This window comes from Streptomyces sp. NPDC030991 (assembly GCF_055571235.1).
Genome location: NZ_JBVIFR010000009.1, coordinates 100,927 through 123,978 on the forward strand (window position 1 = coordinate 100,927; position 23,052 = coordinate 123,978).

At 71.2% G+C, this 23,052-nt stretch carries 21 protein-coding genes and 1 riboswitch; of the genes, 5 read left to right on the plus strand and 16 right to left on the minus strand.

Going from position 1 to position 23,052, the window contains the following annotated elements; genetic code table 11:
- Positions 1-124: 124 nt before the first annotated feature.
- From ACZ45E_RS18970 to ACZ45E_RS18985, 4 genes are all read right to left on the minus strand, one after another.
- Entirely contained in the window at positions 125-1,435 is a 1,311-nt protein-coding gene (locus ACZ45E_RS18970; RefSeq protein WP_468222063.1) for a class I SAM-dependent methyltransferase, read from the minus strand.
- 226 nt (positions 1,436-1,661) lie between these two features.
- Positions 1,662-3,062 carry an NAD(P)/FAD-dependent oxidoreductase gene (locus ACZ45E_RS18975; RefSeq protein WP_468222065.1) on the minus strand — a complete coding sequence of 467 codons (1,401 nt, stop codon included), beginning with the start codon at positions 3,060-3,062 and terminating at the stop codon, positions 1,662-1,664.
- A 469-nt stretch (positions 3,063-3,531) separates the two neighbouring features.
- Entirely contained in the window at positions 3,532-4,113 is a 582-nt protein-coding gene (locus ACZ45E_RS18980; protein WP_468222066.1) for an HD domain-containing protein, read from the minus strand.
- Positions 4,114-4,124: 11 nt separating this feature from the next.
- Positions 4,125-5,243 carry a helix-turn-helix domain-containing protein gene (locus tag ACZ45E_RS18985; RefSeq protein WP_468222067.1) on the minus strand — a complete coding sequence of 373 codons (1,119 nt, stop codon included), beginning with the start codon at positions 5,241-5,243 and terminating at the stop codon, positions 4,125-4,127.
- A gap of 184 nt (positions 5,244-5,427) precedes the next feature.
- Here ACZ45E_RS18985 and ACZ45E_RS18990 point away from each other — a divergent pair, with 184 nt between their 5' ends.
- From ACZ45E_RS18990 to ACZ45E_RS19005, 4 genes are read left to right on the plus strand one after another with little or no spacing between them, the layout of a single operon-like run.
- Positions 5,428-5,874, plus strand: a complete 447-nt coding sequence (locus ACZ45E_RS18990) for an ATP-binding protein (RefSeq protein WP_468222068.1) — start codon at positions 5,428-5,430, stop codon at positions 5,872-5,874.
- A complete protein-coding gene (locus tag ACZ45E_RS18995; RefSeq protein ID WP_468222070.1) occupies positions 5,871-6,347 on the plus strand; it encodes a hypothetical protein in 477 nt (158 codons plus the stop codon). Before ACZ45E_RS18990 ends, ACZ45E_RS18995 begins: the two co-directional genes overlap by 4 nt.
- A gap of 54 nt (positions 6,348-6,401) precedes the next feature.
- Positions 6,402-7,523 (plus strand): adenosylhomocysteinase, encoded by a 1,122-nt coding sequence (locus ACZ45E_RS19000; protein ID WP_468222071.1) that lies wholly within the window; start codon positions 6,402-6,404, stop codon positions 7,521-7,523.
- 18 nt (positions 7,524-7,541) lie between these two features.
- The gene (locus tag ACZ45E_RS19005) at positions 7,542-8,087 is read left to right on the plus strand and encodes an NUDIX hydrolase (protein WP_468222072.1); all 546 of its coding nucleotides are present in this window, start codon (positions 7,542-7,544) and stop codon (positions 8,085-8,087) included.
- A 77-nt stretch (positions 8,088-8,164) separates the two neighbouring features.
- Here the strand turns inward: ACZ45E_RS19005 and ACZ45E_RS19010 are convergent, their stop codons facing one another.
- The 6 genes from ACZ45E_RS19010 to ACZ45E_RS19035 form a co-directional block, all read right to left on the minus strand.
- Entirely contained in the window at positions 8,165-9,139 is a 975-nt protein-coding gene (locus ACZ45E_RS19010; RefSeq protein WP_468222073.1) for a Ppx/GppA phosphatase family protein, read from the minus strand.
- Positions 9,136-9,660, minus strand: coding sequence for a DUF501 domain-containing protein (locus ACZ45E_RS19015; RefSeq protein WP_468222074.1), 525 nt, complete (start codon positions 9,658-9,660; stop codon positions 9,136-9,138). Before ACZ45E_RS19015 ends, ACZ45E_RS19010 begins: the two co-directional genes overlap by 4 nt.
- Positions 9,661-9,716: 56 nt before the next feature.
- Positions 9,717-10,211: an FtsB family cell division protein gene (locus ACZ45E_RS19020; protein WP_468222076.1), complete on the minus strand. Its 495-nt coding sequence runs from the start codon at positions 10,209-10,211 to the stop codon at positions 9,717-9,719.
- Positions 10,212-10,338: 127 nt separating this feature from the next.
- The gene (gene eno, locus ACZ45E_RS19025) at positions 10,339-11,619 is read right to left on the minus strand and encodes a phosphopyruvate hydratase (protein ID WP_468222077.1); all 1,281 of its coding nucleotides are present in this window, start codon (positions 11,617-11,619) and stop codon (positions 10,339-10,341) included.
- Positions 11,620-11,872: 253 nt separating this feature from the next.
- Positions 11,873-12,595 carry a transglycosylase family protein gene (locus tag ACZ45E_RS19030; protein WP_468222078.1) on the minus strand — a complete coding sequence of 241 codons (723 nt, stop codon included), beginning with the start codon at positions 12,593-12,595 and terminating at the stop codon, positions 11,873-11,875.
- A 4-nt stretch (positions 12,596-12,599) separates the two neighbouring features.
- Positions 12,600-12,747: riboswitch (cyclic di-AMP (ydaO/yuaA leader) on the minus strand.
- A gap of 181 nt (positions 12,748-12,928) precedes the next feature.
- A complete protein-coding gene (locus tag ACZ45E_RS19035) occupies positions 12,929-14,017 on the minus strand; it encodes a transglycosylase family protein (protein ID WP_468222080.1) in 1,089 nt (362 codons plus the stop codon).
- 327 nt (positions 14,018-14,344) lie between these two features.
- Here ACZ45E_RS19035 and ACZ45E_RS19040 point away from each other — a divergent pair, with 327 nt between their 5' ends.
- Positions 14,345-15,583, plus strand: a complete 1,239-nt coding sequence (locus ACZ45E_RS19040; RefSeq protein ID WP_468222081.1) for a cytochrome P450 family protein — start codon at positions 14,345-14,347, stop codon at positions 15,581-15,583.
- A gap of 9 nt (positions 15,584-15,592) precedes the next feature.
- On the opposite strand, the gene ACZ45E_RS19045 is transcribed toward ACZ45E_RS19040, so the two are convergent.
- The 6 genes from ACZ45E_RS19045 to ACZ45E_RS19070 form a co-directional block, all read right to left on the minus strand.
- Positions 15,593-16,657 carry a nucleoside triphosphate pyrophosphohydrolase gene (locus tag ACZ45E_RS19045; RefSeq protein ID WP_468222328.1) on the minus strand — a complete coding sequence of 355 codons (1,065 nt, stop codon included), beginning with the start codon at positions 16,655-16,657 and terminating at the stop codon, positions 15,593-15,595.
- Between the two features lie 135 nt (positions 16,658-16,792).
- Positions 16,793-17,473 (minus strand): SurA N-terminal domain-containing protein, encoded by a 681-nt coding sequence (locus tag ACZ45E_RS19050; RefSeq protein ID WP_468222082.1) that lies wholly within the window; start codon positions 17,471-17,473, stop codon positions 16,793-16,795.
- Positions 17,474-17,607: 134 nt separating this feature from the next.
- Positions 17,608-18,459, minus strand: a complete 852-nt coding sequence (locus tag ACZ45E_RS19055) for a glycoside hydrolase domain-containing protein (RefSeq protein ID WP_468222084.1) — start codon at positions 18,457-18,459, stop codon at positions 17,608-17,610.
- 127 nt (positions 18,460-18,586) lie between these two features.
- Positions 18,587-20,092 carry a serine/threonine-protein kinase gene (locus ACZ45E_RS19060; protein ID WP_468222329.1) on the minus strand — a complete coding sequence of 502 codons (1,506 nt, stop codon included), beginning with the start codon at positions 20,090-20,092 and terminating at the stop codon, positions 18,587-18,589.
- Positions 20,093-20,148: 56 nt separating this feature from the next.
- Positions 20,149-20,787, minus strand: coding sequence for a hypothetical protein (locus ACZ45E_RS19065; RefSeq protein ID WP_468222085.1), 639 nt, complete (start codon positions 20,785-20,787; stop codon positions 20,149-20,151).
- Between the two features lie 107 nt (positions 20,788-20,894).
- A complete protein-coding gene (locus ACZ45E_RS19070) occupies positions 20,895-22,988 on the minus strand; it encodes an N-6 DNA methylase (RefSeq protein ID WP_468222086.1) in 2,094 nt (697 codons plus the stop codon).
- Positions 22,989-23,052: the final 64 nt, after the last annotated feature.

The following is a 23,052-nucleotide window of genomic DNA, read 5'->3' on the forward strand; positions in this document are numbered from 1 at the left end:
CCTCCCCTCCCCTCCAACCTCTCCTCCCCCTCTCCCGGCTTAGGTCGGTTTCTCCCCCCCCCCCCCCCCCCCCCCCCCCCCCCCCCCCCCCCCCCCCCCCCCCCCCGGCCCCGTACGGGCGTGGCTAGTCGTTCCAGGTACGCGCCCGCAGCGGCATCCCCGACGTCCCGCTCTGCGGGGTCCGCACCGCGAGGATCTGGTTGACCCCGATGCGGTTGCGCTCGAAGCTCAGCGCGGAGGCGGCCATGTAGAGGCGCCAGATACGGGCCCTGCCGGGGCTGACGAGACGCAGGGACTCCGCCCAGCGTGCCTCCAGGTTGCGGACCCACTGGCGCAGCGTGAGGGCGTAGTGCTCGCGGATCGCCTCGACGTCCCGCACCTCGAACCCGGCCCGCTCCAGCAGGGCCGTGGTCGTGCCTACCGGGGCGAGCTCCCCGTCGGGGAACACATAGGCGTCGATGAACTCGTCGACCTCGTACGTCGACTCGTCCTTCTGGGGCCGCCGGGCGATCTGGTGGTTGAGCAGCCGCCCGCCGGGCTTGAGCAGGCCGTACAGATCGTGCGCGTACTCCAGGTACCGGTCGGAGCCCACGTGCTCGGCCATGCCGATGGAGGAGATCGCGTCGTAGGGGCCGTCCCGCACGTCGCGGTAGTCCTGCACCCGGATCTCGACGCAGTCGGTGAGGCCCTCGTCGGCGACGCGCTTCCTGGCGTACGCGGCCTGCTCCTGGGAGAGGGTGACACCGACGACGCTCACGCCGTGCTCGCGGGCGGCGTGGATGGCCATGGAGCCCCAGCCGCAGCCCACGTCGAGCAGGCGCATGCCGGGCTTCAGGGCCAGTTTCCGGGAGACCAGGGAGAGCTTGTCGCGCTGGGCGGACTCGAGGGTGGCGCCGGGCGACTCCCAGTACGCGCACGAGTAGACCATCGAGGTGCCGAGGACCAGCTCGTAGAAGTCGTTGCCGACGTCGTAGTGGTGGCTGATGGCCTGTTTGTCGCTGCCCTTGGTGTGCAGGTGGAGGCGGCCTCTGCGGCGCATCTCCTCGGCGGGCGGCGCGGGCGGCGGATACGGTCCCGCGAGCTTGGCGAGCTCCCCGGCGGCCGCGCGGAACCCGGGTTCCCTGAGCGCCTGGACGAGGCTGCGGCGCTCGCCCTCCGCGTCGGGGGACCGCTCCCAGATCAGCTCGGCCATGACGTCGAGCGCGGCGTAGAGGTCGCCCTCGACGTCCAGGTCGCCGGCGACCCAGGCGCGGGCGAGGCCCAGCTCGCCCGGCTTCCAGAGCAGGCGGCGCAGGGCGCGCCGGTTCCGCACGACCAGCACGGGGGCATCCGGGGGACCCGCCTCCGAGCCGTCCCAGGCACGGAGCCGTACCGGGAGTTCGGCGCCGAGCAGCCGCTCGGCGATGTTCTTCAGCCGCTGTGCGGCGTCCTGCATGGCGCACACCTCCGTGACAGGGGGAGATCCCGGAACGGTCCAACACCACGTAAACACCAGGAGGCCGCTTCCGCAGTCCCGTTGCCGCGTCACGGATCGGCAAAATACTTGTAGCAACCACGCACATGGTAGGGCGACGCGCCCCGGAAATGCCCGAAGGGGCCACTCGCACCACGGATGGCGAGCGGCCCCTTCGGGCATGCACTGCTCGGGAACTACGCCGAGGTCAGGAGGCCTTCGCCTTCTCCTCGACCTTGCTCTCGGTCTTCTCGGCGGCCGGCTTGGGCGCCGGGGCCGGCTTGGCGGCCTCGTAGAACTCCTCGCGCGGGGTCTCCAGGGCGCCGAGCGCGGTGATGTCGCGCTTCTGGAACATGTTGATCGTCCACTCGGCGATCACCCGGATCTTGCGGTTGTACGTCGGCATCGCCATGCCGTGGTAGCCACGGTGCATGTACCAGGCGAGACGGCCCTTGAGCTTGATCTTCATCTTGCCCATGACGATCATCGCGACGCCCTTGTGGAGGCCGAGACCGGCGACCGCACCCTTGTTGGCGTGCTTGTAGTCGCCCTGCGGGAAGCCCCGCATGCCGGAGACCACGTTGTCGCCGAGGACCTTCGCCTGCCGCATCGCGTGCTGGGCGTTGGGCGGGCACCAGGCGTTCGGGTTGCCGTTCTTACGGCCGACGAGGTCCGGGACCTGCGCGTTGTCGCCCGCGGCCCAGATGTAATCGGTGCCCTGGACCTGGAGCGTCGCGGCGGTGTCCACGTGGCCGCGCGGGCCGAGCGGGAGACCGAAGCGGGCGAGCGCCGGGTTCGGCTTGACACCCGCGGTCCAGACGACGGTGTTGGAGTCGGCCTCGAGACCGTTGCTCAGCACGACGTGACCGTCCACGCAGGAGGGCATCGTGGTGGAGAGGTAGACCTCGATACCGCGGGACTCCAGGTGCTTGCGGCCGTAGACGCCGAGCTCGGGCCCGACCTCGGGCAGCACCTTGTCGGCGGCGTCGACCAGGATGAAGCGCATGTCCTCGCGCTTCACGTTCTTGTAGAACTTGGCCGCGTCGCGCGCCAGGTCCTCGACCTCACCGATCGTCTCGGCGCCCGCGAAGCCGCCACCGACGAAGACGAAGGTGAGCGCCTTGCGGCGGATCTCCTCGTCCGTCGTGGACTCGGCCTTGTCGAGCTGCTCGAGCACGTGGTTGCGCAGGCCGATGGCCTCCTCGACGCCCTTCATACCGATGCCGACCTCGGCGAGGCCCGGCGTCGGGAAGGTGCGGGAGACCGCGCCGAGCGCGATCACCAGGTAGTCGAAGGGCACCTCGTACGCCTCGCCGACGAGCGGGGCGACCGTGGCGACCTTGCGGTCCTGGTCGATGGTGGTGACGCGGCCGGTGAGAATCTCGGCTCCCGGCACAGCGCGTCGCAGCGGGACGACGACGTTGCGCGGCGAGATGCTGCCGGCGGCGGTCTCGGGGAGGAAGGGCTGGTACGTCATGTACGAGCGCGGGTCGACGACCGTGACGGTCGCTTCCGCGTAACGCATCTTCTTCAGGATGCGTCGCGCCGCGTACAGACCTACGTACCCACCCCCGACAATGAGGATCCTGGGACGCTCCGTGGTGCTCATGCCATCGAGTATCCACCCGTCTGGAGGGGGTTGCTCGTGCGCCCCTTCACAAGGTCGGGTGGTGCCTCTGCTACACTTCGCCGCCCACGTGACCCATGTCATGTTCCGTAAAGGGAACCACGGCCCATCGCCACTCGTTGCTCACCCCTTCTGAGCAGCCACAGTGAGCCTCCGGACCCACTGGACCACCCTCGGTCTTCACCCTCGCGCAACACCCCGGAAACCCTCCGGCCCCCGCCCGCCGGACCCCGCGCGCGGCCCCGGACGGGCCTACGGCCGGGAAACCGCGCCCAACGGGACCCATTTCCTTGTGAAGAACTTCACGAACTTTCCCGACGGGGTGTCGTCAGAGCGTGCCGCGACCCCCGTTCCCGGTGCTCAGACGGGTCGCGGCACGCTCAGGCGAGATCGATTCGGGGCTCCGGGATCAGGTCTGGGACCAGGCCGAGCAGCGCCTCCCTCTACTGCCTCAGCCCTTCTCGCCCATGGCCGCGCGCAGCCACTCCAGCGGAGTCTGGGCCAAGAGCTCGTCGGCCAGACGCTGCCCCGACTCCGTGACGACGCGGGCGCGAGAGTTGTCGATCCACCGCTGGGCGCCGGCGTTCCCCTGAGCCTTGTATTCCAGGCCCTGGAGCATGCACTCCACCTTGTCGGCGTCGCGGGCGCAGATGGCCTCGGGCGATTCCTTCGCCTCGTACTCGGCGACGACCGCGCGCACTGCGGTCGCCAGGATCTCGGGCATGCCGGCTGTCTGGTCCGCGGTCACCGCCTGGGGGTCGCCCGGAGCCGCGTACTTCTTGCCGAGGTGGTTGATGTCCCCGGTACGCGTCTCCTGGGAGTCGTGCCACACGGCCAGGTGCGCGGCACGCGCCGCATCGGCACCTTCGAGGGTCGCAATGACCGAGGCGATGATCGATGTCCGCCACGCGTGCTCGGCAACACTCTCGGGGTCGCGTACCCCGGCCATCCACCAGCCCGTGCGACGCGCGGTCTTCAGCGTCCCCGCCTCGTACAGGAAGTGCGCTACCGCCGTCAGGTCCTGGTCAGCCACGGTGTCCCCTTTCACGCCTCGGTGAGGCGGATCGCGTACCGGATGCCCTCCAACTCCCGCCGCGCCTGCGCCGAGAGCTGTCTGTCATCCAACATCACCGGCAGCCTGTCTCGCAGCGCCTGTCCTGCCGACGACTTCCCGCGCAGCAGATTCGGACGAACAGCCAGCAGCGCCCACAGGGTGTGAACGTTGAGATCGAAGAAGCCGTGTTGCGGAGTCAGCCCCCGAATCAGGTGGTCGAGGAGCCGGTCTCCCTGCCATGGCCCGGGGGTGGGTGAGGCGATGAAGTCGTCACTGAGCTGTACTTGCGGAGCCTCGCCGATCCAGTACGCCCAGTAGTTCAGGTTCGCCGCTTCGGCCGCGTCGTCGTCGCCGAGGGTGCGCGTGATGAAGTGGCCCATCCTGTCGCGGTCGCCGAGGCGCGCGGCGACCGCGGCGGCCGAGCGGGAGTTGAGCCAACCCGTCAGCCAGTCATCCGGCCGCTCGGTCCGCTGTTGCTGGGCCAGCCACTCAGACGTCTCAGCGGCGTCGTCGTAGCCGGCCAAGTACAGGGCTTGCCGCCGGAGCAGGAAGTCGTCGCCGCCGCGGGCCCGTTCAGCTGTCTGCCGCATGCGTGTGAAGAACCGTGCGCGGTCGTCCGCGGGGAGCTCGGGTGCGGCCGGAACTGGGCCGCGGCGCGGGCGGGGCGGCTCGGGGAGGTTGCGAAGCGGGCTCGGAGCAACACCGTTGAGCGGCCAGGCCAAGACCTCGACCAGGTCACGTTGCATCACCCAGGCACCGAGCGGACCGGCCGCTGTGGGTGCGTCCTCGTCCAGAGCGCTTGCCAACAGTACGTCGGCCTCCATTGCCCGCTCAAGCGCAGCCAGCAGAGCAGGGGCCGCGGCCATGCGCATCAGCCGGTGGCGGTGCACGAGCATCTGCCCTACCGGCACCGACGTCAGTGGGCGGCGTCCCGATTCCCACCCTGCGACCGTGTCGGCCGAGACGCCGAAGGCTTCGGCGAGCGCGTCCTGTGTGTGCCCTGACTGCTCGCGGATGGTGCGGAAGACGTAGCCCGAAATGATGCCCGCCCGCGTCCGCCCGGACCCTCCCTGACCGCTGGTCGTGGTTGTTCGCGGGTTCTGATCCATGGCGTCGCCCTGCCCGTTCCTGCCGGTCACTTACCCGTACTCGCAGTCACTTCATGCGGTGATCGCCGCTGCCTACTGTCGAGGGTGACGACAGGCAACTCAGCGTAGTGGGAGTGGTGGCACCGTGAACCCGGAAGAGCGGACTTCGCGATCGGATGAGGCGCAGGGGCGACGCCCACGGCCTATGAACCTCGACAGATGGATCACTCGTCCCACCTCGCGAGCTGGTGCACAAGGGGACTGCCCTCACATCCTGTTCCTGCGTAGCCGACCTCAATCCGTTGGCGATGCAAGGCATTTCGTCCGCGAATACGTCGCCACCAACGCGCCCGGCGCCAGCGGGGACCACCTCGATGAGGTCGCGTTGGTCGCAAGCGAACTCGTCACCAACGCGGTACGCCACGGCTCCGCTCTCGGGGACTCGCTGCGTCTGATCATCGACGCCGAAGACCACCGGACCCGCATCGAGGTTCACGACTCTGTCCACCGCCAACCGCGTATCCACTCCGCCACCGACGACGACGATTCCGGACGCGGCCTGGCGATCATCGACACCCTGTGTTCCGGGAGCTGGGGATCGAGCGACACCGCCGCGGGTAAGGCCGTGTGGGCCGAGGTGCAAGCCACATGACCTCCCCTGGCATCACTACCCCGCCCGGCCCCGGCTTCGTCGCCGGTATCTCGGCCGCGTCCGGTGTGCACGCCGCCGACGGGTACAAACTCGCTCAGCTCCTCATCACGCACCCGACCCCCCGCCGCGCCCACGAGACCGTGGAAAGCATCGAATCGGGCATGCGCCGCCTCGCGACTGCGCTCCGCCTCGGCCCCAGCACCGCGACGCCTCCCGTGAACGGTAGCCGCATCATCTTGCGACGGGATGTCACGGCTCTGGACTACGGACACGACGACTACGTCATGACGATTCCCTCACCGTCGGGCGAATGGTTGCGGCTCGTCCGCGACGGGGCCCCCTGCCGCGTCTGCCTCGTGTTCGCTCCCCTGTCCCTCACCGCCGGCCAAGCCGAGACCGACGCCCACCTACGCACCAGCCTTGAGCGCGGCGCGGTCGTCTGGGGCACCACGTACGCCCGCCGCCGGTTCTGACCGCTACTCGCACACCCCGACCGGAGTTACACCCTCACCAAGGGAAGTGAGTCCATGGAACAGTTTGAGCGCGCCCGGCTCGACGCCTACTTTGCGCGCGTCGCTGACGACTTCGCCCCGACCGAGCGCCTGTCGTCCTTCCTGATCACTCACCTTCTGCCCGAGCGCCCGTCGTTCGTACAGGCAGTGGGCACGAGCAGCGCCCTACGGGCCGTGCTGCCCAAGCCGAAGTCCATCGACCCGACCGCCCTACGCGCCGTCGAAAAGAAGACTCCGTGCGACGCCCTCACCCGCGAACTGTTCGAGAACCCAGACGCCGCAGTCGAGTACATCGAATCGCGCGCGCCCGGTGAGGACGTCGTCCTACTCGACGTCGGCGGCTACTTCGCTCCCTCCCTCGATGCACTGTGCGACCGCTTCTCGGGGCGCATTGTCGGCGTCGTCGAGGACACCGAGAACGGCCACAAGCGGTACGCCGACCGGGACAAGCTGCCCTGCCCCGTTGTCTCCGTTGCCCGCTCGCCGCTCAAAGATCCCGAGGACTACCTCGTCGGGCAGTCCGTCGTGTTCTCCGCCGAGGCCCTCATGCGCAGCCGCGGCGACATCCTGCACGGCCGTCCCGCACTCGTGATCGGCTTCGGCAAGCTCGGATCGAGCATCGCCCGCCTGCTCCACGCCAAGGGCGTTCAGGTCACCGTGCACGACATCGACCCTGTCCGCCAGACACAGGCACTCTCACAGGGCTTCACGGTGGCACGGGACCGTGACGCCGCCCTGCACAGCGCGGGCCTGGTCCTGTGCGCGACCGGCGCGGTATCCCTACGCGGCGAGGACTTTTCGAGCCTGCGCAACGGCGCCTACGTCGCGACCGTGACCTCCTCCGAGGACGAACTCGACCTCGCCGCGCTCCCACGGGTCTACCAGCGCTCACCGCAGGGCGATCACGTCACGCGCTACTCAACAACCGGCCACTACTTCTACCTGCTCAACGGAGGGAACGCCGTCAACTTCCTGCACGGCGCCTCTGTCGGGCCGTTCATCTTCCTCGTGCAGGCCGAAATTCTGGCCGGAGTCCGAGTGCTCACCCGCGGTGACCTCGGACCCGGTATGCACGAGGTGGGCGCCGGCGATCGGGCGACCATCGCGGCGACGTGGCTCAGCTACTTCAACCGATAGAGGATGGGAGCAACCCTCATGCCGATCACGGCACAGCACGTGCGCGAGACGGTCGACGCTTACCTCGCCGAGCACCCCGACGAAAAGGACAACCTGTCCGCGCTCGTCGCGACGCTCGACCAGGCGGGCGACACGATCGCCTCGCGCAAGGAGTTTCAGGGCCACGTCACGGCTGGCGCCGCGCTCCTCCGTCCGGACGGCCGCGTACTCAGCATCGAGCACCGCGCGCTGCGTAAATGGCTTCTCCCGGGCGGTCACGTTGAGGAGAGCGACACGACGCTCGTTGCTGCCGCATTGCGTGAGCTGCACGAAGAGACGGGCATCGCTCCCGAGCGCGTCGAGCCTGACAGCGGCCTGCCGCTCCACATCGACGTGCACTCGATTCCGGCGAACCCCGCCAAGGACGAGCCGCAACATCTGCACTTCGACTTCCGGTACCTGTTCCGCACCACGGCCGACATGGTCGAACTGCAGGAGGAAGAGGTCACGGCGTACTCGTGGCAGTTCGCCGACACCCTGACGGCCGAACCGCTGCGCTCTCGCATGATGAACGCCAGAAGGTAGCGCCCGTCGTCGGCACAGCTCGGCCCCGGCACCTGCGGAGGTGCCGGGGCCGCTGCGTGTCAGCACATCACCGCAGGTCAGTGGCCCTTTCGGCCCGCTTCGATGTCTTCTGCCACTTTGTAGGCGATCCCGTCGAGAATGTCGTGTTCGCTGACGATCACCTCGCGGGCGCCCGTCCGTTCCATGATCAGGCGCAGGACGAGCGCGCCTGAGGCGATGACGTCGACGCGGCCGGGGTGGATCACCGGGTTCAGGGTGCGCTGGTCATGCGTGGACGTCAGGAGCCAGTCGGTGAGCTCGGCGACCTTGTCGTAGGAGATGCGGGAGTGGTGGATCGCCGCCGAGTCGTACTCGCTCAGGCCGAGCGCAAGCGCCGCCACCGTCGTGACCGAACCGGCCAGGCCGACCAGGGTGCGGGCCTCGGTCAGCGGGACCGTCCGCGCCACCAGGTCGAGCGCCGCGACGACGTCCTCGCGGACCGCCTCGATCTGCTCCGCGGTGGGCGGGTCGGTGACCGTGCCGTCCTCGGCGACGAGGTGCCGCTCCGTCATCCGCACGCAGCCGATGTCGACGGAGAGGGCGGCGCGCACCGCCTCGTCGCCGACCACGAACTCCGTCGATCCGCCGCCGATGTCCACGACCAGGTACGGCTTGTCGAGGTCGGCCCGGCCCGTCAGCTCCTTGGTGGCGCCGGTGAAGGAGAAGGCCGCCTCCTGGTCGCCGGTGATCACCTCCGGCTCCACGCCGAGGATGTCGAGGACGCCGCGGACGAAGTCGTCCCGGTTGGACGCGTCGCGGGACGCGGACGTGGCCACGAAGCGGACGCGCTCCGCGCCGTGCTCCTTGATCACCTCGGCGTACTCGCGGCAGGCCGCGAAGGTGCGCTCCAGCGCCTCGGGCGCCAGGCGCCCCGTCCTGTCGACGCCCTGGCCGAGCCGGACGATCGTCATCCGGCGGTCCAGGTCGATGAGTTCACCGGTCTCCGGGTCCGCGTCCGCGACCAGCAGCCGGATGGAGTTGGTGCCGCAGTCGACGGCGGCGACCCGCGTCACTTGACGGCCTCCGCGGAGACGCACGCGCCCTTCTTCCACCACTGCGGCAGCATCGCGATCGCCTCGTCGCCCAGCGGGTTCACACCCGGGCCCGCCGCCAGGGAGTGCGCCACGAGCACGTGCAGGCACTTCACCCGGTCCGGCATGCCGCCCGCGCTCGGAAAGTTCTCCAGGACCTCGATGGCGTCACGGCGCGCGATGTAGTCCTCGTGCGCCGCGCGGTACCGGCGGGCCAGCTCGGGGTCCGTGCCCAGGCGCTCGGTCATCTCCTTCATGACACCGTTGGCCTCAAGGGTGCCGATGGCCGAGGCCGCGCGCGGGCACGTCAGGTAGTACGTCGTCGGGAACGGCGTGCCGTCCTCCAGGCGCGGGGCCGTCTCGACGACGTCCGGGTTGCCGCAGGGGCAGCGGTGCGCGATGGCGCGCAGGCCGCGCGGCGGGCGGCCGAGCTGCTCCTGGAACGCGTGGATGTCCGCGTCCGTGGGCGCGGTGGACTCGGTCTGGGGCGGGGGCGTTTCCATGCCTGTCTTTCACTTCGGTGTGTGCGGGGGCGTGCGTGCGGGGGGCGGTACGGGGATCAGTCTGCCCGGTCGGCCTTGTCGACGCCGTCCCAGACGTTCGAGTACCAGGGGCGGTCCGCCTCGCCCTGCTCGGTGCGGCCCGCTCCGGTGGAGCGCGGGTCGGGCACCACGTACCCGGTCTCGCCGGGCATCACCATGTGCAGGCGCTCACGGATCCGCTGCTCGGCGTAGGCGTCGTCCTGCCAGCGGGCCTTCTCGTCGCGGAGCCGGTCGACGCGCTCCTTGGCCTCCTGCTGCTGGCGCTGGAGGTCCGCGACCTCGCCGCGCTGGGAGACGTACTGCCTCATCGGGTACGCGAGGGCGACCACGAGCGTGCAGACGACGAGGGCGAGCAGCGCCGCGCGTCCGGTGAGGCGGGAGCGGCGGGCCTGGCGCTTGTTCTGCGAGCGGTAGACGCGCTCAGCGGTCTGCTCGCCGAGCACGCGCAGGCGGGTGGCCGTGGAGAAGCGGGCCGAGTCGTCGCGGCCCCTGCTCCGGAGCTTTCCCGGCATCGCCTGTCCGCCTCCCCGCCTGTCCGGCTGCCTGCACCTGTTCACGTGCGTACGTCCCCGCACACGGTACGGGACCGAGTGCGGGGACGTACGGAACTACGGCCTGCGACAGCGACGAGGGCGGGTGTCAGCCCTTGAAGCGGGGGAACGCGCTGCGGCCGGCGTAGACGGCCGCGTCGTCCAGGATCTCCTCGATGCGCAGGAGCTGGTTGTACTTGGCGACGCGCTCGGAGCGGGCCGGGGCGCCGGTCTTGATCTGGCCGCAGTTGGTGGCGACGGCCAGGTCGGCGATGGTGACGTCCTCGGTCTCGCCGGAGCGGTGGGACATCATGCACTTGAAGCCGTTGCGCTGGGCCAGCTCGACGGCGTCCAGGGTCTCGGTCAGCGAGCCGATCTGGTTGACCTTGACGAGCAGGGCGTTGGCCGAGTTCTCCTCGATGCCACGGGCCAGGCGCTCCGGGTTGGTGACGAACAGGTCGTCGCCGACGAGCTGGACCTTGTCGCCGAGGCGCTGGGTGATGGTGTTCCAGCCGGCCCAGTCGTCCTCGTACAGCGGGTCCTCGATGGAGACGAGCGGGTACGCGGAGACGAGCTCCTCGTAGTACTCCGTCATCTCGGCGGCGGAGCGCTCCTTGCCCTCGAACTGGTACTTGCCGTCCTTGTAGAACTCGGAGGCGGCGACGTCGAGCGCGAGAGCGACCTGCTGGCCGGGGATGTAACCGGCCTCCTTGATCGCTTCGAGGATGAGGTCGAGAGCCGCGCGGTTCGACTCCAGGTTCGGGGCGAAGCCGCCCTCGTCGCCGAGGCCGGTGGACAGGCCCTTGGTCTTCAGCACCTTCTTGAGGGTGTGGTAGACCTCGGTGCCCCAGCGCAGCGCCTCGGAGAAGGACTCCGCGCCGATCGGGGCGATCATGAACTCCTGGATGTCGACGTTGGAGTCGGCGTGCGACCCACCGTTCAGGATGTTCATCATCGGGACGGGCAGCAGGTGCGCGTTCGGGCCACCGAGGTAGCGGAACAGCGGCAGGTCGCTGGCCTCGGACGCGGCGTGCGCGACGGCGAGGGAGACGCCCAGGATCGCGTTGGCGCCGAGCGAGCCCTTGTTGTCGGTGGCGTCCAGGTCGAACATCGCCTGGTCGATGAGGCGCTGCTCGGTGGCGTCGTAGCCGACGAGCTCCGGGCCGATCTGCTCGATGACGGCGAGGACGGCCTTCTCGACACCCTTGCCGTGGTAACGGTTGGGGTCACCGTCACGGAGTTCGATGGCCTCGAAGGCACCGGTGGAGGCACCGGACGGAACGGCAGCACGGCCGGTGCTGCCGTCGTCGAGGCCGACCTCGACCTCGACCGTGGGGTTGCCTCGGGAGTCCAGGATTTCCCGGGCTACGACGACGTCGATGGACGGCACGAGCATCTCCTTCTGGGATGTGACGCAATGGTGCGGGCGGCTGCTTGGATAACTGGTCCCGCACCCATGAGCGTAACCGGCTCCGAGGCATCGGCCAGCCGACCGACCGCCTCGTGGACAACGCCCATAGCGAAATGTTTCTTAATGGAACAAAGACAGCGACCTCCGTCCCGGATGCCGGGACGGAGGTCGCTGGAGCGAGCGGCCCGAACCCGGCGTCCGCCGACGCCGGTCCGTGCCTGTGCGGCTCGTCCTACTTCAGGTGCAGCTGCTGACCCGGGTAGATGAGGTCCGCGTCGGCGACGATGTCCTTGTTGAGCTTGAACACCTTCTGCCAGTTGGTGCCGTGCGCGTCGGCGATCTTGCTGAGGGTGTCGCCGGACTTGACCTTGTACTCGCCGTCGCCCTTCTCGACCTTCTTGCCGGTCGGGGTGGTGACGGTGTCCTTCTTGGTCTCCTGCTGCGGCTGAGCCTGCTGCTGCTGCGGCTGCTCGCGCTGCTGGGAGCGGGTCGTCGTGGAGGAGTCCGAGCGCTCCTGCTGCTGCGGCTGAGCCTGCTGCTGCGTGTCGGCCGAGGAGTCCGCGGGAGCGGAGTTGCTGGTGTCGGCGCCGGACAGGCCCACACCACAGCTCGGCCAGGCACCCTTGCCCTGCGCGGCGAGGACCTTCTCGGCGACGGATATCTGCTGCGCCTTGGACGCCTGGTCGGCGGAGGACGCGTAGGCGGTGCCGCCGTACGCGGCCCAGGTGGAGGACGAGAACTGGAGGCCACCGTAGTAACCGTTGCCCGTGTTGATGGACCAGTTGCCACCGGACTCGCAGCTCGCGACCTGGTCCCACTCGGAGGTGGAGGCGGCGGAGGCGGAGGTGGCACCCATCAGCGGGACGGCGACGGCGGCACCGGCGACGCCGGCGAGCGTGGCCACGCGGACGGCCTTGGACGGACGGCGGTGCTTGCCCTTGCTGGAAAGCAGCATGGAGTAATCCCCTCACCGACGCCTACGAGGTGAGCTGTCGGGTTCGGACCAGTGAGTGTCCGGCCGCGCAACCTTGTGCGCGGCTTAACCCCAAGCCGGTTTCCCGGCACTTACCTTGGGTCCCCCGCTCCTGCCTACGGCGCTGACGCGTCGACTGTTCCCGTACGGACGTTGGCAGGATTCGGCGTGACGTCCATCGGGGCCCGCTGTGGCGAGCGGTGACGACCGTAAGCAGTCGATCCGCCCGATATCAAAGACGATCAGGGTTTTTGAGACTCATGTCTCACTCTCGCAAAAGTGGACATACGCGCCTCAACCAGCACTGAACTCCCGCTACTTTTCGACCGATTCGAGGCCAAGGTCCAGACTCTGACCAGGCAGGATGAGGTCGGGGTCGGCGCCGACCGTCTTCTTGTTCAGGTCGTAGAGCGCATCCCACCCTCCGTGGACGTCCTGGGCGTCGGCGATGTCCCACAGACTGTCGCCGGAGCGGACGGTGTAGGCCCCCTCGCCGCGCTCCGCCTCGCGGGAGGCGTGACGCCCGTCACTCGTACGGGAGTCGGACGTGTCGTCCCCGGCACGGTCGCCGCGGTGACGGCCGCCCGTCGTGGAGTCCTCGGAGGCGCTGGGGGACGACGTCGCCGAGCCGGAGGGGTCGGAGGAGCCGGAGGAGTCAGAAGCGCCGGAGGAGGCAGAGCCGGACGGCTCCGGCTCGTCCGAACTGTCGCCCGTGCCGTCCGCGGCGCCGCTCTCCACGGCCTCCCCGGACGCCGCGTCGGCCGCTTCGTCGCTCGTCTTGTCGCTCGCCTTGGCGCCCGCCTCGTCACCGGAGGTCTCTCCCGAGACGTCAGTTGACGGCGTGTCGGACGGGTCGGCCGTGGCGGACCCGTCGTGACTCTTCTCTCCCGAATCGGCCGAACCGGTGGAGTCGGTCGAGCCGGTGGAGCCGGTGGAGCCGGTCGAGTCGGTCGAGCCGTCGGATGAATCGGGCGATCCGGACGGCTGCGGGGAAGCGCTCGCCCCCGGGTCGACATCGGCGGAGCCGGCGCCCTTGGTGAGGCCCGCCACGATCGAGCAGCTCGGCCAGGCGCTGGGCCCCTTCGCCTCGAGAGCCTTCTCGGCGACGGCTATCTGCTGCGAGCGGCTGGCCTCGTCGGCGCTCGGGGCGAAGTCGAGGCCCCCGTACTGCTCCCACATCTCCTGCGAGAACTGCAGCCCGCCGTAGTAGCCGTTGCCCGCGTCCAGACTCCACTGGCCACCGGACTCGCACTCGGCGAGCTTGTCCCAGGTGGCGGTGGTGGCGGCGCTCGCGCTGGTCGCGGCGAGCAGCGGGATCGCGATGGCGCTGCCGGTGACGCCTGCGGCGACGACGAGAGCAGGGGCCTGACGGGGGCGACGGTGTCGACCGTTCCCGGAGAGCATGCGGTTGCCTTTCGCGAGACTGATGCAGCACGCGACAGGGATGGCGGAAGTGGTGCCGGTTGTGCCTGTGTCGCGATGACTGGTGAACGTAGCGGGACTCGAACGCTTGTCACAAGTCGATGCAGCGGAGATCACGTGAAAGTCACAGTCTTGACGGTGTGTCACTTCGCGGCCTGCGCAAACGGTCCGCACGGGCAGCCCGTTCGGGCGCTCCGCACGGGCGGTCAGCACGGGAGCCCGCACGGGAGTCCGCACGGGAGTCCGCTTCGGCGGCGCCGGGCCGGTGCCGACCGCCCGGCCCGTACCGCCGCCGGTTACGGTCGTCGGGTGAACGCCCCGAACACCGCACCCGAACTCTTCACATGGGAGTTCGCGACCGACCCGTACCCGGCCTACGCCTGGCTCCGGGAGCACTCCCCCGTCCACCGGACGAAGCTCCCCAGCGGAGTCGAGGCGTGGCTCGTGACCCGGTACGCCGACGCGCGCCAGGCGCTCGCGGACGGCCGGTTGTCGAAGAACCCCGAGCACCACGCCGAGGACGCCCAGGGGAAGAACAGGACCGGCATCCCCGGCGAGCGCAGCGCCAACCTGATGACGCATCTGCTCAACATCGACCCGCCGGACCACACCCGGCTGCGCCGCCTCGTCTCCAAGGCGTTCACCCCGCGCCGCATCGCTCAGTTCGCGCCACGCGTGCAGGAGTTGACCGACGACCTCATCGACCGGTTCGCGGGCACCGGCGAGGCCGACCTGATCCACGACTTCGCCTTCCCGCTCCCCATCTACGCGATCTGCGACCTGCTCGGTGTTCCCCCCGAGGACCAGGACGACTTCCGTGACTGGGCGGGCATGATGATCCGGCACGGCGGCGGGCCCCGCGGCGGTGTGGCCCGTTCCGTGAAGAAGATGCGCGGCTATCTGGCCGAGCTGATCCACCGCAAGCGGGACGATCTCAGCGACGACCTGATCTCGGGTCTCATCCGCGCATCGGACCACGGCGAGCACCTCACGGAGAACGAGGCCGCCGCCATGTGTTTCGTCCTTCTGTTCGCCGGTTTCGAGACAACCATCAACCTCATCGGCAACGGCGTCCACACGCTCCTGCACCACCCCGAGCAGCGGGCCCAGCTCCAGGCTGCGATCGAACGCGGCGAGCACGAGCTGCTCGACACCGCGGTCGAGGAACTGCTCCGCTTCGACGGCCCCGTCGAGCTCGCCACCTGGCGCTTCGCGACCGCGCCCCTCACCATCGGCGGGCAGCACATCGCGGCCGGCGACCCCGTCCTGGTGGTCCTGGCCGCGGCCGACCGCGACCCCGACCGCTTCGCCGGGCCCGACACCCTGGACCTGACCCGCCGGGACAACCAGCACCTCGGCTACGGCCACGGCATCCACTACTGCCTCGGCGCCCCGCTCGCCCGGCTCGAAGGCCGTACCGCCCTGGAGACGCTGCTGCGGCGGCTCCCCGACCTCCGGCTCGCGGCGGACCCCGCCGACCTGCGGTGGCGCGGCGGGCTCATCATGCGCGGGCTGCGGAACCTGCCCGTGGAGTTCACCCCCCGCTGAGGCGCCGGGTCAGTCCGCCAGCCCCTCCGCGGAGCGGACCGCCGCGCGGTAGGCGCGGGCCGACGCCCTGAGTTCGGCCTCCGGGTCCAGGCCGGCCGCCTCCGCGCGCAGGGCCAGTGCCAGCAGTTCGTGGCCGACGCCGGGGCCCGTCGGGACGGGCACGTCGAGGCCCGCCGTCCGCACCCGCGAGCCGAGCTTCGCCGCGAGGGCCAGGCCGGGCTGGCCCACCGGCACCCCGTCCGTCACGGACGCCCGCTGCTTCTCCTCCGCCTTCGTGCGCAGCCAGTGCTCCTTGACCTCCTCGGGCGTGGTCGCGGTGTCGTCGCCGAAGACGTGCGGGTGGCGGTGGATGAGCTTGGTGACGATGCCACCCGCCACGTCGTCGATCGAGAACGGCGCCGCGTCCTCGGCGCCCTCTGCGCCCTCTGCGGTCTCGGCGTCCGCGTCCTCTTCTCCGGTCGCGCCGCCCGCGGCGACCGCTTCCTCCGCGATGCGGGCGTGGAAGACGACCTGGAGGAGTACGTCGCCCAGCTCCTCCCTGAGCTCCGCGCGGTCCCCCGTCTCGATCGCCTCGACCAGCTCGTACGCCTCCTCGATCGCGTACTTCGCCAGGTCCTCGTGGGTGCGCAGGGACGACCAGGGGCATTCGCGGCGGATGCGGTCCATGACCTGGACGAGGTCGAGGAGGCGGGAGCCCGGCAGGTCGTAGGAGCCGGGCAGGAGTTCGAGGGACGGCATCCGCACGCGGCCCGAGCCTGCCAGCGACGCCAGGCCGTCCGTGAGGCGCCGGTCGCCCTCGGCCGTCGTCAGCACGACGACGGTGCGGCCGCCGTCGGCGCAGCGGCCGACGAGGTCCTGGGCCGTCGGCGGCTCGGGCGCGAGGGTCACCTCGACGCCGGCGTCCTTCAGGTACGGCAGCTGCGGGTGCGCGGCGTCGGCGCACAGCACCGCGTCGGCACCGCGCAGGACGTCCCAGGCCTGCCAGGAGAGCAGCCCGGGGGCGACCCGGTGGCTGGTGGTGAGCAGGACGATGCGGCCCGCGCCGCCCGTCGCGTCCCCGGCGGTGTCGCCCATCGTGTCCCCGGTGAGGTCGCTGGTGGTGCCGTGCACCTGTCGATCGTTCACCACCCGAACGTAACGCAGACCGCTGACAGTCCCCCCGGGCGAGGCCCGCGGGGGGACGGTGGGCCGCGGCGCGCTACCGCGCGGCTAGGCGGTCCGCTGCGTCTCGGACGGCTGCTGGGTGACCTGTTTGAGCCAGGGTGTCCGTGCGTCCACGAGGCGGCTCGTGGGGGTCACCTTCCAGGCGCCGTAGCGCGGGTTCAGATCGACGTTCAGCTCCTTGGACGCTTTGCCGAGGGACTTCCAGAACACGGCCTGGCCGTCCGGTGTCTGCATGTCGGCGCCGAGCGCGGTGGCCAGCTTCTGCGCCTCGATCTCGGTGCGCAGGCTCTCGGTCAGCCGCTTCGGCGGGACGCTGTACTGCGCCAGCCAGGCGTTCTCCAACTGGCGGGCGCCGCCTGCCTGTTGTTCCAGGCCCGCCCGCATGTCCTGCATCTCCTTGCGGGTGACGGCGATGTCCTGGTCGGTGGCGGCGCGGTGCAGCACCCGGTCGAGGACCATCGTGTGCAGCGTGTTGCGCGTGAGGCCACCGGTCTTGGCGATGGCCTCCTCGTACTGTGCGCGGTCGGTGGTCGCGGCTTGTTGCGCGTCCCGTACCTCGTTCACCCGGGTCTCCAGTTGGGAGACCGTGATGCGCTGACCGCCGACGACGGCCGCGGCGCCGGGGTGCGCTCCGCTTCCGCAGGCGGTGAGGGCGGGGGCCGCGGCGAGCGCGGTGGCGGACAGGATGAGCGCGGTACGGCGACGGCTGCTGGTGCGGCGGTGCAAGGTGAGCCTCCCTGCGGCGAGTTTGTGCGTCGGTGCACAAAGTCCGTGATCGATGGTAGGAGGTGGCCGCTGGCTCGGCCACCTATTCGACAACGATTCGCCGCGAGTTGAGGTACTCGGCCCCCGGAGAGAAGTCAGCCGATGATGGCGACCGGGGCGTCCCACGCGTTGCGGTCCACGGTGATCGTGTAGGCCCCGCGCTTCTCCTTGCTGTTGACCATGTACTGGTGGGCGCGGCTGTGGTTCGTGTACAGCGACTTGGACCAGGGCCAGTCGGAGGTCGTCGTGGCGAGCTTGTCCCACTTGGCGTACCAGAGGTTGCCCGGCAGGTCGGTGCGGTCCGTCGCGGTGGCGACCGCCGCGGCGCTGGAGCTGCTGAAGCCGTAGTAGCCGGCCCGGTAGATCTTGCCGCGCAGGACCTTGTCGAAGGCGCGGACGTAGGTGAGCACGGCCTTGTTGCAGGACGCGTTCTTGATGTCGTACGGCTCCATGTCGAGGTAGAGCGCGCTGCCCGCCTTCATGCCGAGCGCGGCGGCCTTGGCCACGGCGTCCTTGCCGTCCGCCGTGCCGAGCGAGGCCGCGTTCGACGTGGTCATCTTCTCGTTGCGGGTGCCCGTCTGGCAGGGCGGCTGGGCGCCCACGTAGAGCGGGACCAGCTTCCAGCCCTGCGAGCTGACCGTCTTGACCCAGGACTTGGTGAGGTTGGGCTGGGCGCAGCCGCGGTTCTTGCCGCCGATGTAGACGGCGGCCGCCCCGTAGAAGCCGGTGCGCCAGGCCTTCATCGCGGCGGCGGACGGCGCGGTGCAGGTGTCGAAGGCGCGGCCGGTGAACGTCTTCTGCGCGGGCCACGTCGTGGCCGCGGAGGCGCTGGTCGCGGCGACCGCGGCCCCCGCGACGACGACGGCGCCCGCGCCGCCCCACGCGATGTAACGGTTCCGCTTGGAGAGTCTGTGGCTCCCCGGCCTGGAACTCCCTGACTTGGACATGAGATCCCCACCCCTGTGTGTGCTGCTGTATGCGCTGCTGTGTGTACTGCGCGACTGTGTACTGCTTGTCCGTGTACTGCGTAGCGCTGATCTTCGGCTACGAAAGATAGCCGGTCGGCGTCGCCGCTCAGCCCCTGACCTGCCCCAGCCACTGCAAGGTGCGGCGGACCTCCGCCGGGAACGGGTGGCCCGGCCCGTGCAGCCGCTCCGAGTCGTGCAGGAGGCGGATCAGGGTCTCGTGCGCCGCGCCCCGGTCGCCGACGGCGAGCAGCAACTGGCCGATGCGGCGGCGCACTTCGAGGGCGAGCCGCAGGTCCGTGGTCGCGTACTGGTTCTCGTAGTACGGCAGCAGGGCCCGGTACTCGGCGAGCGCCGCGGCCGGTTCACCGAGGGCCTCCAGGCACTGGGCCGCCTCGTAGCGGAACTGGAGCGACTGCGGGTCGGCGTGGCCCGCCTCGGCCGCGCGCTCGTCGGCGAGGCGGCGCAGCTCGGGCAGGGCGCGGCGGTACTGGCCGTCGTCCATGAGCGTGGCCGCGTACTGCTTGCGCAGCGTGCGCACGACGGGTGAGTGCTCACCGTGCTGGGCGGCCGCGGCGGGCAGGATCGCGCCCAGGATGTCGACGGCCTGCGTGATGCGGCCCTCGCCGAGCAGCCGCTTGACCTCGTCGACGGCGCGCGCGACGTCGGGGCGCTCGCCCTGCACGTCGGAGCCGTCGGGCTGCGGCGCGGGCGTGCGCGCCCGGTCCGGCCACGGGGCGTGCGGGCGCAGGAACGGGCGGGTCGGGTCGAGCGGGTGACCGGTGGGCACTCCGCGCGCGGGCAGCAGCGGGAGCAGCTCCTCGTACGTCTGCTGCGCGGAGGCCGGCCGGTGCTGCGGGTCCTTCGCGAGCAGGCGCAGGACGAGGTTCTCCAGCGCTACGGGGACCTCGGGGCGCAGTTGGCGTATCGGTGGCGGGGGCTCGTACAGGTGGCGGTGGAGGATGCCGAGGGCGGTCGTGCCCGCGAACGGGACGTCGCCGCTGAGGAGTTCGAAGAGGAGCACGCCGAGGGCGTACAGGTCGGTGTACGGGCCGACGGCGCCGCCCATCGCCTGCTCGGGCGCCATGTAGGCGGGCGTGCCGATGGGCGAGCCGGTGTGGGTGAGGCGCGTGGTGTCGGTGTCCATGACGGAGGCGACACCGAGGTCGAGGACGGTGACCGTGCCGTCCTTCTTGACCATGACGTTGCGGGGCTTGAGGTCCCGGTGCACGATCGGCACCGCGTGCACGGCGGAGAGCACGGCGCACAGCTGGGCGGCGACCGAGACGGCCCACTGCCAGGGGTACGGGTCGTGCTCGGCGAGGTGGTCGGCGAGGTCGGAGCCGTCGATGTACTGCATGACGAGGTACAGGAACGAGGCGGCGTCGCCGCCGCCGTCGCCCTCGCTGCCCGCGTCGTGGACGGTGACCAGGCCGGGGTGGTCGACCTGCGCCGTGACACGGCACTCGCGCAGGAAGCGGCGGCGCAGCTCGTCGGCCTCGGCGCCCGCGACCCGGTCGGGGCGCAGCAGCTTGACGGCGACGCGCCGGTCCAGACGCTTGTCGTACGCGGTCCAGACCTGGCCCATGCCGCCCTGGCCGATGAGCGTGGACAGTTCGTAGCGTCCGGCGATGACGCGGCCGCCGCTCGCCGCGAGGGGAGGCGGGATGGTCACCGGCCGCCGTCCTCCCGCTTGCGCAGGTAGTCGCTCAGCTCGTCCAGCTCGGCGCGGACCTGGTCGATGCGGTGCGGGGACCGGCCCTGCTGCGGCGGGGCCGGCGGCGAGGTGGGCGTCGGCGTCGGGGCCGGCGTCGGCGTCGACATCGGGGGCGGGGTCGTCCCGGCCTGGGTGGGCAGGGCGTGGGCCCCCGGGCCCGGCCCCGGCCCCGGCGGGAAGGGCCGCGTGTACGGGGGCTGCGGGTTCGACTGCGCGTGCGGCTGCGGGTATCCGTAGCCGGCCGTGGGAGCCGTCGCCGGGTACGCGAGCGGCGGGCGGGGCCTGCGTATGTCGAAGACCACGAAGTGCGCGGCGCTCCCGGCGGCCATGATCAGCACCAGGGCGAGCGCCACGTCGGTGCGCCGGTCCTCCTCCGGCAGCGAGCCGACGACGGCGAGGAGCCCGAGGGTGACGGGCAGCGCCGCCCAGGCGAGCGCCCAGTCGAGCGGCTTTCCGCGCAGCACCGCGATCCGGAACAGCGGGGCGCACGCGAGCAGACCGCAGCTGAGGACGGCCAGCGCGGGGAACAGCACCCGCAGGAGGATGACCGTGCCCTCGTTGCGGGAGGGCGGCGCCACGCCGGGCCCGTACATGTCTGCTCCTGCTGGTGTGTTCCTGCTACGAACTGCGTATCGCACCGAGCGTATCGGTCGGCAAGGACAACCGGCCCCGGGTTGCGCCCACTCCGGTTCCCTCCGCCTCACTCCGGTTCGAGAACACCGTCGGTGAGGCCGTCGTGGAGGCCCTGGACGAGCTGCTCGCCGAGCCGGCCCGCGAGGCGCAGCGCGTCCTCGAAGGCGGCCAGCGACCTGAACCGGGCGCCGTACCGGGCCTGTTCGGTCAGGGGCAGGCGCGGCAGCTGGAGGCGGCGCACGTCGAGCCGGGTCGCGGTGGACGCGTAGCTGCTGGCCTGCCGGTTGTTGGCGGTGCCGCGCAGGAACCCGGCGATGAACCACGGGTCGAGCGCGGCCGGGTCCGGCCTGAGCAGGGCGAGGCCGCGGCCGAGGGCGGCGCCCGCGACGGCCTCGTCGACGACGCGCGCGACGGCTCCGCCGCCGACGACCGGCACGACCACGTCCCCGGCTTCCAGGAGGACATGTTCGCCGTCGACGGCGGTACCGGCGTGGGTCCCCGAGGGGGCGGCGCCGGTGAGCACGTCGTGGTCGGTGAGCACGGGCACGCGCGCGTGGACGGCCCCGCTCGCCGTGGCGGCTGTCGCGGCCGTGTGCAGGGTGAGGGCGCCCGCGCGCGCGAGTTCGCCGATCGTGGTCTGCGGCCAGCGCGCGGGGGACGCGGCCCGCGGCGCCTCCCGCGGAGCGAGTTCCGTGGTCAGGCGCAGGGTGTCGGCGAGCCGCTCGCGCACGTCGGCCAGCTCGGCGGTGCCGCCGCCCGCGGCGGGCGGTGGCAGGCGGCGGGCGGGCGCCAGGTCGACCTCGTCGTCGAGCAGTTCGATGACGGGCACGGAGCGGGCGAGCCCGGGGCGCTCGGCCAGTGACCCGGTGCGCTCGAAGGCGCGCCAGGCGTCGAGCACGGTCTCGCGCACGTCGGCCCAGGGCTGCTTCTCGCGTGCGTCGCCGGGGGCGGCCGACGCCGTGTCGACCAGCAGCAGTTCGGGCGCGGCCGGGGCGGCAGCGGCGGGCCTGCGCAGGACCCACAGGTGCAGCGGGATGTTGTTCGGCGGGACGACGCCCGCGGGCAGCGCGACGACCGCGCGCAGGGCGCCGCGGCGCAGCAGGTCGGCCCGGATGCGGCGGCCCGAGCGGCGGGACGCGACGGCGGGCGGCATCAGGAGGACCGCGGTCCCGCCGTCCTTGAGGCGAGCCAGCGCGTGCTGCACCCAGGCCAGTTCGGACTCGGTGCGGGCCGGGAAGCCGTACTCCCAGCGCGGGTCGTAGGCCAGCTCGTCGTGGCCCCAGCCGCGCTCGTTGAACGGCGGGTGGGCGAGCACCACGTCGGCCCGTACGTCGCTGAGGGCGTCGCGGCGCAGGGTGTCGGCGGCGGCGGTGCGGATGGCGGGGGCGGAGCCCTCCCCGTCCTGCCCGTCGAGGGCCAGGCGCAGCGCGGTCAGCGCGGCGAGCTCGGCGCCTGCGTCCTGGCCGTAGAGGCGCTGTCCGGGGCGCGCGTCCAGGGCGCGGACGGCGTGCAGCAGGGCGCCGGTGCCGCAGGCCGGGTCGAGGGCGGTGGCCGCGGGTCCCGCGAGGGCCGCCATCAGTTCGGCGGGGCCCGGCGGGGTCAGCGTGTACTGGCGCGGGTTCGCGTCGAGGTGGCGGCCGAGGAGGAAGGCGAAGGCGGAGCGGGCGCCCAGCTCGGCGGCGAGTTCGGCGGCGCCGCGCAGCAGGGGCACGGACGGCAGCAGGGCGGTGGCCGGCGGGGTGGGCAGGGCGCGCTCCGTGGCGTGCCCGAAGCGGGGGGTGAGGACGCCTTCGAGGGCGGCGGGCAGCAGGTCGGCGAGGGCGTGGTCGTCGTCCGTGCGCTCGAGCGCGAGCCATTCGGTGGGCCGGTCGTGCACCAGCAGCAGGACGCTCCCGGCGTGCAGCAGCGCGGTGACCGGCCCCGCCGGGTGCCCGGCGAGCTGTTGCCACACGCGCTCGCGCAGCGGGACCTCGGCCAGCTTGCCCTGGGCGCGCAGCCACTCCTCGACGGCGGCGAGCGCGAAGGAGGGGCTGGTCTCGGTGCCCCCGACGGGTCTGGGGAAATCGGCGTGGCGCCGCCGCCAGTTGCTGACCGCGGCCCGGCCCACTCCGGCGAGCCGGGCGATCCCGGCCGCTGTCACCTCTGTCGCGTTGTCCTGCACCGCGGCGTCTCCCCTCGTGGCGATGGTGTGTACACGGGAGCCTATCGACTGCGACGTAAGAACC